Source organism: Nocardia sp. NPDC006044 (assembly GCF_042871115.1).
Taxonomy (GTDB): Bacteria; Actinomycetota; Actinomycetes; order Mycobacteriales; family Mycobacteriaceae; genus Nocardia.
Genome location: NZ_JBIAID010000001.1, coordinates 3,219,986 through 3,232,698 on the forward strand (window position 1 = coordinate 3,219,986; position 12,713 = coordinate 3,232,698).

The window sequence follows — 12,713 nt, forward strand, 5'->3', positions numbered from 1 at the left end:
CTCAACTCCTGGTGCCGGTGCGCCGGGAACGAGTGCGCCGGGCGCAGTCGCGGGTCAGGGTGTGCACGTGATCCAGTAGGCCGGGGCTGACCCCCGCCGTACCCGTGGGAAACCGGGAGGCGTCGCTGTACGCGCCGCCGGCCATGAGGTTGTGCATGCCGCGGAAGGTGACCAGCGCGTTCATGATTCGGATCACGCCGTCCATGGCGTAGGCGACTCTGGTCGCGGGCGGGGCGGGACGGTCGAATTCCTGGATGAGGCGAGTGGCCAGCGAGGCCGTGCCCTCGGTGCGGTCGAACAGCTTGCGCCACTGGGGAAGTCCGTAGCGCACCAGATCGTGGTGAAAGTACCGCAGGTCGGCGTCGGGGTGATCGGCGGACCAGACGAGGCGATCGATCAGGTAGAGCGGCACGTGCACCGGCGCGGGACCGTAGTACTGACGGTCGGCCACGGTCACGTCCGCCATGAACGGACGCAGCCGGGCGGCATAGAACTCGACCGGATCGACATTGCGATAGACGGCGTCCATCACCTCCGGCAGGGTTTCCAGCTGGTCGGCAGCCTTATGGCAGATCTCGCCGAACGAAATGTCGCCCGGTGGCAGTTCGGCCAATCCGGCGAGCGTCGGCGCCATTTCGTCGATCAGCACGGTGCCGACCCGGACGGCATCGATCAGCACGTTCTCCTGATGATCGCCGAGAAACATCCGCTGGCGCTTGTCGTGCGGATTCCAGACGCCGTAGTGCAGCGCGGTATCGCGCGGGACCATGTCCACCGAGAGTCCCCACGCCAGCAGCGTGTCGGTGGCCTCGGGCACGGCGTCGAGCGGTTCCACGCCGTGGCGCTGCAACGAGGAGAGGAACATCCCGACATCCCGCATGGCCGCCAGCCGGTCGGCGACGTGCCGCAGTTCTACCTCGCGGGCCTGCCAGACCAATTGGCGCAACCCCTTGGCGAGTTCCGTTACCTCGGCCGCCGCGTTCATCGCGGGCAGGTTCGCCAACAATGCGTCGGCGGTCAACGGATCGCGGCGCGCAACCTCGTGGCACGCCGATTCGTCCAGGCTGATCAAGCCTGCTCCGCTACTGCCCGAATCGGCGTGTGCCGACGGCCGGGACCGCTTTCTCAGGGCTGGCATCAGGTCCTATCTTTGTTCCGCGAGTCGTTCTGACCCGCAGGTGGTCGCGCATGTATGCCGTCACCCGAGTGCGGTCCGAAGCGATTGTGCAGCAAGGCAAACAAACATCCCATGAGTTTGTCAATAAGCACAAGGGCAAACGTCTGGTAAATCAGGTCGGCAAATCGTGCGATCCGGCGTGTCCCGTCGTTATTCACGGTATGTTCGTCGTGATTTCGGTTCGCCGACCGCGCGGGTTTCGACGCGCAGGACCGAATCGGCAGCACGCCCACGTGGCGGGGGGCGCTGCCTCGGAGCCGAAGGCCAGGTCACATGTCCGTTGTTCGACCGATATCCGTAGATCCATCGCCCGTGAAACGCTGCTTTCAGCAAGGCTCTTCAGTCAAAAGGTTGAAACACTTGATCGGAACGCGCCGGGTGCGCACCTTCTCCCTGAAGCTCAGTGCAGTCCTGTCGGACTGGTTCGGCAAATCGGCGACTCGATCGGGCGTGGCGGCGTCGGTCGTGTTTCGGACGGCGACCGAACCGGACGAGCTGAATCAGGCCGTCCAGAATCATTTTCCGGCCGCGCCGCATGCGGGCCGCGCGCACGCGTACATCGCCAGGATGCGGCCCGGTTACATTGCGTTCAGCATCGGAAACGAGATGGTGCCGCAACTGCTCGCCGCCGAGATGTTCTTCAAAGCCGACGATCGGGCAACCCGCGGCACATTCAGATTCGTCGAGTGGCCTGCCGGTTATCTCGATATCTTTCAGGATGACATCGACGGACTGCGTGAATCGGTCCTTCGTTTGCTATACGAATCAGACGCGCGCACAGCATTTTTCCTGCAATCGTCGGTCTGACAACTGGGGATCCCCGGACGGGCGCGGCCGTGATCGGTTGAACTGGACGTGTGACCATTAAGCTCGTTGGTCACACGAGCGGAGCTGCCGATGCGCACAGTCATAGCGAGAACAATGGCCGCGATGCGGACGCGCGGGGTGGTCGGCGTGGCCGTGCTCGCGATCGCATGTTCCGGGTTGGTGTCCCTCCCGGCGCCCGCGCAATCCGCTCCGGCGGCGTCGCTCAGCCAGGTGCGGGCCGAGGGGAGCTATCTCGTCGACGCGGCCGGCCGCAAGGTGCTGCTGCACGGGGTGAACAACGTCGACAAGCAGGCGCCGTATGTGGAGCCCGGTGACGGGTTCACGCTGACCGACGCGGACGCGGCGCTGCTCGCGCGGCACGGGTTCAACACCGTGCGGCTCGGCGTGAGTTTCGACGGGCTGATGCCCACGCGCGGCGTGCTCGACACCGCCTATCTCGACCGGATCGGCAGGGTCATCGATACGCTTGCGGCGCAGGGCATCTACACCCTGCTCGACAATCATCAGGATGGCCTGTCGAAGATCTGGGGCGGCAACGGTTTTCCGGAGTGGTCGTTGCGTTCTCGTCCGGCGGCGTGGGAACCGAATCCCGGCTTCCCGCTGTACTACTTGATGCCGAGCATGAACCGCGGCTGGGACGAAGTGTGGGACAACAGCAATGGGGTGCTCGACCATCTGGGTCAGGCCTTGGGCGCGCTGGCCGCCAAGGTGAACGGACGGCCGGGCGTGCTCGGCATCGAGCTGATGAACGAACCGTGGCCCGGCTCCGCCTTCCATACCTGCTTCCCGAACGGCTGTCCCGGTTTCGACGCCAAATATCAAGCGGCCATGCAGAAGCTGACCGACGCGGTGCGGGCGCGCAACACCACCCTGCCGGTGTTCTGGGAGCCGAACGTCACCTGGAACGAGACCATGCCGACCAATCTCGGCAAGAACCCGCCGATCACCTCACCCGACATCGTGTTCGCCCCGCACGACTACTGCATCCCCAGCCAATTGGCCATCTACCTCGGCCTGCCCGAACAGCTGCGCGGCGTGTGCCCCGTGCAGCAGGACAAGACCTGGGGCAATATCGACGCCTTCGTCCGTCGAACCGGAATCCCCACGCTGGTAACAGAATTCGGCGACGGTGATGCCACTGTGCTGCGCAACACCCTGATCCGGGCCGACGAACGCTTCATCGGCTGGCAATACTGGCACTACGCGTCCGGCTTCGGCCCCAACGGCCCCAAGCCCGACCCGTTCCTCGGTGACATCGGCCGCGACCTGGTCCGCACCTACCCCCGCGCCACCGCGGGCACCCCCGGCCGCCTCGCCTTCGACCCCACCACCGGCGATTTCACCTACACCTACACCCCACGCCCCGTTGCCGCTCCGACCGAAATCTACGTCTCCGACCTGCACTACCCCAACGGCTACCAGGTCAGCGTCGAAGGCGGCACCGTCACCTCGGCACCCGGAGCTCGGATCGTCACGGTGGAAGGCAATGGCGCCGCATCGGTCACGGTGCGGATCAACCGGACGTAGGCGGGTCAGCGGATGGCCCGCCAGAGGGTGCGATAGAAGTCCGGGTAGGTGCGTTCGACGTGGACGGCGCGCTCGCGGACTTCTTCGTGGCGGGCGGATAATTGATTGAGCGGCACCGACATTGCGGCGTGATGTTCGATATGCAGGTTGTTGCCGTTGGTGAACCAGGTGGACAGCCGGCTGCCGCGGATGGAGCGGGTGTTGCGCAGGACGTCGGTGGTGTCGGAGTCGCAGAGAATGTGTTCGGGGAGTTCGACGAGGAAGTGCATCGGGACGGCGAAGAGCAAGGGCAGCAACCAGAGTCGGAGGACGAGGTCGTGGTGACCGGTCGCGGCGAGGATCAGAGCGGCCAGTAGTAGTGCGCCGAGGATCAGGTGTTCGGTGATGGTTCGGCGGCGCATGGTGGCGCTGATGTCGCCGTGTTCGTACTGCCAGCGGCCGGTTGCCGCGCGCAGCACGTCGCGGACGACGACGGCGAGCCGCGCGTAGTCGAACATGCCGCGCAAGAGCAGGCCGACGGTCAGTGGTCTGCGGGTGTCGAAGCCGAAGAACTCGGTGTCGCTCGGTGTGCCGAGGTAGCGGTGGTGCTGCAGGTGGCGTACGCGGTAGCTGGTGTAGACGACGAGCAGCGGCACGCCGAGCGGTACGCCGACCAGTCGGTGCGGCCACGCGGTTCGAAAAGCGGAGTGGTGCAACGCTTGATGCTGCAACTCGACGGCATGGGTATACATGGCCGCCAGCAGCAGCACGCCCATGACCAGTGCGAGCGGTTCCGGTCTCAGGGCGAGGACGACGCCGAGCGTGGTGAGAACGGCGAGCAGCACGAGTTTGGCGAGGAAGACGCGCTCGTCGGCGCGGGTGGTCCGGGCACGGGCGAACAGCAGCCCTGGAGCGGGGTGGTCCATCTGGATCTTCTCGGCTTCGGGTCAGCGGCCGCTGAGCAGGACTACGTGGGTTCCGGTGAGGGTGGTATTTCGGGCATGACCGAGCAGTCCGGCGAGGGCGACCGCGCCGGAAGGCGTGGGCTCGGCACCGTGCTCGGCCAGCAGATCGCGAGCGGCCAGCAACTCGGTGTCGTCGGCGCCGAACACCGCGCCGCCGGTCTCGGCCACCGCGGCCATCGCCTCCGGTCCCTGCAGTGCGTGCCAATTCACCAGGGGCTGATTGTGATCGGTGGTCACGACACCATCGGCCGGCAGCATCCGATACTCGCCGGGCCAGCTGGTGACGACGGGATTGTTGGCGGCGGAACCGACGCCGTTGATCGGTACCGACCAGCCGATGGCCCGCAACTGCCGGTGCACCGCGATGATCGTCGTGCCGTTGCCGACCGGAATCCACAGCGCGGCAGGCGGTTCCGCCAGCGCGGCGTGCAACGCGTGCACGACGACACCGTGTCCCTCGAACACCGCGTCCACGAACGGGCCGTCGACGTTTCCGTCGATCGAGCCCGCGGTCCGGGCGAGCACCCGCGATTCGTCGACGGCGTCCTCGTAGGTGCCGGGAACGAGGTGCACGTTCGCACCCGCCTCGCGCATGAACGCGCCGCCGTCGCTCCACCCGGTGGGCAGCACTACGGTGCAGGCGATTTCGGCCGCGGCACACGCCATCGCCATCGCGCGGCCGTAGTTGCCGCACGTCGCGATGACGACCCGCTGATATCCCTCGGCGATCGCCCGGGCGACGACCGCGCGGGCGGCCGGCTCCTTGTGACTGCCGGAGGCGTAACGGGTTTCGTCTTTGATCAAGATCCGAGTGCCGGGCACGAGCGGACCGGCATCGATGAGCGGCGTGGCATACGCGTCGGTCGGCGCGGTGGTCAGGGGTGAGGCGGGCACGGGCGGCCTTTCAGCGGAGAAGTTGAGCGTCGGCAAGGCGTTGCAGGTCGTCGCGCGAGTCGATCTCGGCGGGCGGGAGGGCGTCGGGGAGGTGGTCTTCGAGCAGGCGCAGGCGGGTGTCGAGCCAGCCGCGCGCGGCCCAGGCGAGTTGCAGTAGGCCGCTGGCGACGACGAGCAGCGCGAGCCCGCGGCCCGGGCCGACCCCGATGAGGTGCCCGACGGTCGAGGCGAGCGGCCCACCGGGTTCCAGCAGCGGTCGCACGTGTCGTTCGGCGAGCGGACCGACCAGCAAGTAGCCCAACGGCATGGTCAGCATCATCACGGTGATGAAGATGGACAGCACCCGGCCCTGGAGTTCGAACCCGACCTTGGTCTGCACCACGGCGATCCAGTGCCCTTCGGCCAGCGATTCGCCGAAGGTCAGCAGGAACATGCCCGCGATGACGAAGGCCGGGGAGCTGCCCAGCCCGACCACGGTCATGCCGAGGCTGCCGATGCCCATGAAAATGATCAACCCGTTGGTGCGCCGGACCGTGCCGCCCCACAGGCCCATCACGAGGCTGCCGGCCAAGCCGCCGAATCCACCGGCGCCCAGGGCGATTCCGAGCACGGCCGGTGACTGTTCGATCAGCAGCATCGGGGTGATGACGGCGAAGCCGAGCGTGTAGAACGCGTGGTCGATGACGAAAAAGCGCAGTGCGGCCCGCATTCCGGGGCGCCGGGTGATGTAGCGCCAGCCGTTGACGATCTCGCTGCGGAAGGTCTCCTCCCGGCGGTGGAACATCAGGTTCGGGAACCGGACCAGCAGCAGCGTGACCACGCCGGCGGTGAAAGTCAGCATGTCGAGCAGGATCACGCCCGCGATGCCGATCAACCCGATCAGCCCGGCCCCCAGCATCGGCGCGAACACCAGGCCCACGCCGACGCCGAGCTGGCTGATGCCGTTCGCGTGCCCGAGATAGCGTTTGGGCACGAGCTGCGCGACGGCGGCGAGATAGGCAGGCCGCTGGAACGCCCCGGCGATCGAGGTCACCGTGACCGCCAGATAGATCTGCCACAGCTGGAGTCCGCCGGTAAACACAAGGGCCGCAAGGACACCCATCGCCAGCGCGGCCGCGCCGTCGCTGATCAACATCACCCGGCGACGATCCCAGCGGTCCGCGGCCGCGCCCGCGACCGGACTCGCGAGAATGCCCGGCAAGAGCCCGATCGCATTGACGACCGCGAAGTCGGTGATCGATCCGGTCTGCTGGAAGACCCAGATGCTGAGCACCAGCGCGCTGAGTCCGCTACCGACCATGGAGATGAACTGACCGAGCGCGACGAGCGCGAAGCGGGACAGGCTCGGTGGGGGACCGGCCTCTGGAACTGACACCGGCGCAACGGGTTCAGCGTCGCGCTCGGCGAAATCGACCAGCGCCTCGGCGAGCGGCTCGGCGTGACTCTTCACGAAGAAGTGCCCGGCTCGTGGCAGCACGGCCAGCCCGAGCGGGCCGTCGCTGAAATGCCGCCACTCGTGATGGCGCTCCACATAATGCTCGGTGACCCGGTCTTTCGCGCCGACGACGGCGAGCACCGGTGTGCGCAGCGGGGGCTGCGGATCGGTGTAGGCGGCGGTGAAGTACTCCTCGGCGTCCCGGGCGTCATGACGGACGTTGCGCAGCACGAACGCCTGCTGCTGCGCGTCATCGATATCGGTGAAGCCGCCGCGACCACGCAGATACGTCAGGTATTCGCGGTCGGAGGTGAAGCGGTCGGTCGGCACCAGCCGGTAGAACCAGTCGAAGAACCGGCCGGGCAAGCGCGCGGTCGGGAAGCCCGCGCCGAGCGCCACGCCGACCAGATCGATCCCCGCGGCCTCCGCTTGCCGGGCCAGCTCTACCGTGGCCGCGACGCCGAGACAGTGCCCGTACAACAGGATCGGCCCGGCGATCGCCGGCAACTCGGCCGAGATCAGCTCGGCGACAACCGCGGCGGGCAGCAACTGCTCATCCGGCCGGGCGCGATCGTGACCGGGCAGTTCCACCGCGTACAACGCCCAGTGCGCCGGAAGCGCCTCTGCCAGCGGCTGATAGGCGACGGCACTGCCGCCGGAGTACGGCACCGCGACCACGGTCACGCCGTCGACCGCGGCGTCGGAGTCGCTGAGCCGGTGCAACATGCGACGCTCGACGGCCACGCCGGGGGAGCGCTCATCGAGCAACGCGGCCAGCCGCCGGACCGTCGGATATTGATACAGCTCGACCAGCGCCGGCGCCGGCTCGATCCGCCGGATCACCTTCAGCGCCGCGAACGAATCACCGCCGAGCGCGAAAAACGTGTCGTCGATGCCGAATTCGCCGACACCGAGCACCTCGCTCCACACTGCCGCGATGTGCTTCTCGGACGGGGTGCGCGGCGTCGGACCGGTATTCGACCCGAGGTCGTCGGGCGGCGCGGGCAGCCGGGGGCGATCGAGTTTCGCGTTCGGCGTCAGCGGTAGCGCCTCGAGCACGAGCACCCGGGCGGGCACCATGTGCGCGGGCAGCTCGGCGGCGAGGGCCTCGCGAATCGCGGCCTCGTCGGCGTCCGCGCCGTCCCGGGTGACGACGTAACCGATCAACCGGGCCAGTCCGGACGGCGGCGCGTTCAGGCTCACCGCGCATGCCACCACCTCGGGCAAGGCACCGAGCACCGCTTCGATCTCACCGATTTCGACCCGGTAACCGTTGACCTTCACCTGCCCGTCGAGCCGGCCGAGGAAATCGACCAGCCCGTCGTGCCGCCAGCGCGCGGCGTCGCCGGTGCGATACATCCGCGCCCCCGGCACGAACGGATCGGGGACGAACCGCTCGGCGGTCAACTCGGGTCGCTCGTGATACCCGGGCGCCACGCCGGCGCCACCGAGATACAGCTCGCCTACGATTCCCGCCGGCACCGGTTGGCGGAGCTCGTCGAGAACGTAGACCCGGTTGTTCGCGAACGGTATTCCGATCGGCAGCGGCGCGTTGCCGGGCAGGTGCTCGACGGACCCGTCGAACCACACGTTGTCGACGCTGACCTCGGTGACGCCGTACGCGTTCACCACCGAGTTCCCCGGCCCGACCAACCGGCGGGCCAGTTCGTACTCCCGAACCCGCCACTCGTCCCCGCCGCCGATCAGCACGCGCACGAAATCCAGCCGCTGCCCGGTCTGCTCGACGTGGGTGAGCAGCGCGCGCAGCACCGCGGGGACCAGCTCGGTGCACTGCACCCTCTCGGATCGCATCAGCTCGTACAGCTCGGCCGGATCGAGCAGCGTCTCCCGCGGCACGATCACCAGTCGCCCGCCGGTGGTCAACGCGCGCAGCGTCTCCCCGACGAACATGTCGAACGAGAAGCTCGCCGCCTGCTGATAGGTCCACTCCGGACGCAGCTCGTAGGCGTGCCGCCACATCCCGACCGCGTGCACCAGGTTGCCGTGGTTCACCACGACACCTTTCGGTTTGCCGGTCGAGCCGGAGGTGTAGATCAGGTAGGCCGGGTCGTTCGCAGTGTTGCGCGGTGGGAGATCGGTGCCGTCCAAGGGTGTTTCGCCGGCCAGGTATTCGGCATCGATGACCAGCCGCGCGCCGCAGTCGGCGAGCATGTAGTCGAGCCGGTCGCGCGGATACGCCGGATCGAGCGGAACATACGCCGCACCGGCTTTGAGCACCGCCCACATCGCCGTGAACAGATCGACGCCACGATCGAGACAGATCGCCACCCGCTCGCGCGGCGCGACACCCTCGGCGCACAGGCGCCGGGCGAGCCGGTTGGCCCGCTGGTTCAGCTCGCCGTAGCTGATCGTGCTGCCACGGAAGGTGAGTGCCGGCGCGTCCGGAGTCGTTGCGGCGCAACGCTCGAACAGCTGGTGAATGGTCGTCGCCTCGATCTGGGGGCGGGCGCTGTCGTTCCATTCGTGCACGATCCGCTGCCGCTCGGCCGCGGTGAGCAAGGGCAGCCGGGTGACCGGGGTGAGCGGCTCGGTGACGGCGGCGCTCAGCACGGTCAGCAGGTGGCCGAGCAGGGCCTCGATCCGTGCGGCGTCGAAGAGTTCGGTCGCGTAATCGATGCTCAGCACCGCCCCGTCGGCCGGGAAATCCAGTCCGACAGCGAGATCCACCATGGTCGCGGCGGGTGCCAGTTCGCCCGCGTATCGCACGGTGTGATCGCCGGGCTCCGGGGTGTTGTGCACGGTCAGCATGACCGGGCTGAGCCGATTCCGGTTCCCGCTGCCCGGACGGGCAAGGGCGTCGACCAGATCCGGCAAGGCGAGGTCTTGATGCTCCAGATCGAGCAGCACCGCGTCCCGGACGCGGTCGAGCAGTTCGGCGAACGACGGATCGCCGGCGACGTTGCCGCGAATCGGCACGATGTTCAGCAGCGGACCGACCAGGGACTCCGAACCGCTCCCGGTGCGGCAGGCGACGGGAGCCAGGATGGTGAGGTCGGTTCGGCGCGTGTAGCGGGACAGCACTGTCTGCAAACTTGCCAGCAGCGCCATGAACAGGGTTGCGCGCCGGCTCTGCGCGTAGGTTCGCAGTCGGTCGAGCAACTCCGGGTCGACGCGGGTGGAAACCCGTGCCGCAGCGAAAGTTCGAGCCGTCGGGCGTGGACGGTCGGCGGGCAGTTCCATCTCGAGGTCCGCCTCGTCGAAACGTGCTTGCCAGTAGGCGGTCAGCGACGGATCGGACTTCGCGGCGGCGGCTCGGGCGGCCAGGTCCGGCACAGGTGCCGGCGCAGGCGGTGAGTCGCCGGCTGCGGCGGTTCGATACAGCTGTGCGAGCTCGTCGCCGACGATGCCCGCCGACCAGCCATCGAACGCGAGATGGTGCACGACGAGCACCAGCTCGTCCGCGCAGACCAGGAACGCGCGTGCGATCGGCCCGTGCCGCAGATCGATGGGGCCCGGGGCGGATTCGATCAGCGGGATGGTCCCGTCCGGATCGATCACCATGCTCGGTTCCGCACCATCATCGGGGAAGCGGGATCTGAGCATCGGATGTCGGCGGGCGAGTTGGGCCAGCGCGCGGGCGAGGGCCGTCGCGTCGACGGGCTCGTTCCATCGATACCGGATGCCGAGGGTGTGCGCGGGCAGCTCGGCGCACACCTGCTCGGCGACCCAGAAGTCGCGTTGCAGGGGGTTCAGCGGCAACGGCACGTTCTCCGGCAATCCGGTTGTCTGGCCTGCGTCCACGGTGACGCGCTGAGCCAGCCGGTCCGCGATCGCCGCAACCGTTGGGTCCGCGTACAACTCACGCAGCGTGAGTTCGACGCCGTACTCGTGACGAAGCGCCGAGCACAGGCGCACCGCGCTGAGCGAATCACCGCCGAGGAGGAGGAAGTCGTCGTCCGGACCGCCGATCGGAACTCCGAGCAGCGACTCCCACAGCGCGGCGATCTTCGCCTCGTCGGTTGTTCCCGTCCACGGCGCATTGCTGCGCTTCGCCGCCGACACCAGTGCGGCGCGGTCGATCTTGCCCTGCGCAGTGAGCGGAAACCGAACGTGCGCAACGAGTTCGGCGGGCACAAGATAGCCGGGCAAAGTCGCGCGCAGTGCCACTCGCACGGCTTCGAGATCGGTACCGGCGTCGGTCACGACATGGCCGATCAGCACGGGCGACCCGGCCCGTTCGGTGACCGCCACGACGGCATCGGAGATGCCTGGGACCGCCCGCAGCGCCACCTCGATATCGCCCGGCTCGACCCGGAACCCGCGAATCTTCACCTGATCATCGAGCCGGCCGAGGTATTCCAGCTGCCCGTCGTGCCAGCGAACCCGATCGCCGGTCCGGTACTCCGTGCCGTCGGGTCCCGGCTGGAACCGTGCGGCGGTCAGCTCGGGCCGATTCAGATACCCGTCGGCGACCATGCGTCCGCCGATCAGCAGTTCACCGATCGATGCCGGGTCGCCTTCGGCGTCGACCACCCGGCAGGTCACCCCGGCCAGCGGCGTCCCGATCGGCACCGCGTCGCCGGCCCAGTAGGTGAGGTCCGCGACGGTCGCGACGACTGTGGTTTCCGTCGGGCCGTAGGTGTTGAGCAGCCGCGTCCCGCCCCCGACTACCGCCTGCCACCGGCGCACCGCATGGGGGCGCGCCGCCTCACCACCGATGATGGTCAGCCGAACCGTCGCGGGCATCGTGGCCTCGCCGCGATCGAGCGCGGCGACCAGCTCGTGCCAGTACGCCGTCGGCAGGTCGAGCACGGTCACCCCGAGCGCCGCGCACCGGTCGAGAAACAGATCGGGACGACTGATCATGTCCTCGTCCCGAAGCGTTACCGCCGCACCACAACTCAGCGCCGGGAACAGCTCCTCGACACTCGCGTCGAAACTCAGCGACGCGAACTGCAACACCCGATCGTCGGCGTCGAGCCCATACCGATCGACCGCGGCCGCACAGAACCCCGCGAGCGCCCGCCGCGAAACCAGTACCCCCTTCGGCCGCCCGGTCGTCCCCGACGTGAAGATCACGTAGGCCGCGCCCGCCCGTGGCACGCCACCCGCCATGGCGACGACTCCGTCCGCGGTGACCAGCGCGGCCGGCCGGGCATCCTCGATCATCGCCGCCAGCCGCGCCGCCGGATACGCCGGATCGAGCGGCACATATGCCGCCCTCGCCCACAGCGTGCCCAGGATGGCGACCACTGCCGCACGACCGCGCGGCAGCTGAATGCCCACCACGTCGCCGGCCCGAACACCGTTGCAGCGCAAGCACTCCGCAAAATCGATGACCAGATCGGCCAGTTCGGCATAGGTCAGCGTGCCGTCGCCATCGATGAGTGCCGCCGCTCCCGGCTGCCTGCTCACCTGATCGACAAAGGACTCCCACATCCCGTCATTCACATCGGATCGGAATGCCTCACCGGCAGCACTCACCGGATCTCCTCGCCTCGGTCGAACTCCGGGGCGAATGTTATGGCGCTGACCGTCGGTGAATGGGAGGTCGGAAACGCCTGATGATGATTTTATGACGGCTGTTTCCGGAAAGGCCAGAGTGCGGGCGGGGTGGGATCAATGTCGATTATCCAGGGATTATGGGCTCGGTCGCGCGAGCCGACGCCGATGAAAAACGAAGCAGTGCAACAGAATGCGATGGTCCTACCGTGTTCACTCCACGTACTCGCTTGCGTCGGTCAGGTGTAACCGCAAGGTGGTTGGCGGACTGGTGTTGTCGGAAACTCGGCCCGCGGGTTTGGGGTGCATCAGGCCTGCAATTGGCGGCGTTCTACTGCTCGTGCATCGAGGTCAATCCGTCAGTCACGCAGGAAGTTCGGGCGGTCGGTTCGGTACGGTGGTTGACGTGGGCCGCTCGCCGGTGGTTCACGGGTGGGCGCGACCG

6 protein-coding genes are annotated in these 12,713 nt (G+C 67.8%); 2 read left to right on the top strand and 4 right to left on the bottom strand.

What is annotated here, in order from left to right:
- Position 1 precedes the first annotated feature (1 nt).
- Positions 2-1,138, bottom strand: a complete 1,137-nt coding sequence (locus tag ACFYO1_RS14640) for a monodechloroaminopyrrolnitrin synthase PrnB family protein (RefSeq protein WP_387230692.1) — start codon at positions 1,136-1,138, stop codon at positions 2-4.
- Between the two features lie 399 nt (positions 1,139-1,537).
- On the opposite strand from ACFYO1_RS14640, the gene ACFYO1_RS14645 reads away from it, so the two are divergent.
- The gene (locus tag ACFYO1_RS14645) at positions 1,538-1,984 is read left to right on the top strand and encodes a hypothetical protein (RefSeq protein WP_387230694.1); all 447 of its coding nucleotides are present in this window, start codon (positions 1,538-1,540) and stop codon (positions 1,982-1,984) included.
- Between the two features lie 123 nt (positions 1,985-2,107).
- Entirely contained in the window at positions 2,108-3,532 is a 1,425-nt protein-coding gene (locus ACFYO1_RS14650; RefSeq protein ID WP_387230696.1) for a cellulase family glycosylhydrolase, read from the top strand.
- Between the two features lie 5 nt (positions 3,533-3,537).
- On the opposite strand, the gene ACFYO1_RS14655 is transcribed toward ACFYO1_RS14650, so the two are convergent.
- The 3 genes from ACFYO1_RS14655 to ACFYO1_RS14665 are packed head-to-tail and all read right to left on the bottom strand — an operon-like array spanning position 3,538 to position 12,250.
- Positions 3,538-4,437: a fatty acid desaturase family protein gene (locus ACFYO1_RS14655; protein ID WP_387230698.1), complete on the bottom strand. Its 900-nt coding sequence runs from the start codon at positions 4,435-4,437 to the stop codon at positions 3,538-3,540.
- 21 nt (positions 4,438-4,458) lie between these two features.
- Complete coding sequence (locus tag ACFYO1_RS14660; RefSeq protein ID WP_387230700.1) at positions 4,459-5,370, bottom strand: pyridoxal-phosphate dependent enzyme; 912 nt, start codon at positions 5,368-5,370, stop codon at positions 4,459-4,461.
- Positions 5,371-5,380: 10 nt separating this feature from the next.
- Complete coding sequence (locus tag ACFYO1_RS14665) at positions 5,381-12,250, bottom strand: amino acid adenylation domain-containing protein (RefSeq protein ID WP_387230702.1); 6,870 nt, start codon at positions 12,248-12,250, stop codon at positions 5,381-5,383.
- Between the last annotated feature and the right edge of the window lie 463 nt (positions 12,251-12,713).

Excerpts from the sequence above, each read along its gene's own strand:
- ACFYO1_RS14640 (WP_387230692.1), bottom strand. The coding sequence starts at position 1,138 with ATGCCAGCCCTGAGAAAGCGGTCCCGGCCGTCGGCACACGCCGATTCG.
- ACFYO1_RS14650 (WP_387230696.1), top strand. The coding sequence starts at position 2,108 with ATGCGGACGCGCGGGGTGGTCGGCGTGGCCGTGCTCGCGATCGCATGT.
- ACFYO1_RS14655 (WP_387230698.1), bottom strand. The coding sequence starts at position 4,437 with ATGGACCACCCCGCTCCAGGGCTGCTGTTCGCCCGTGCCCGGACCACC.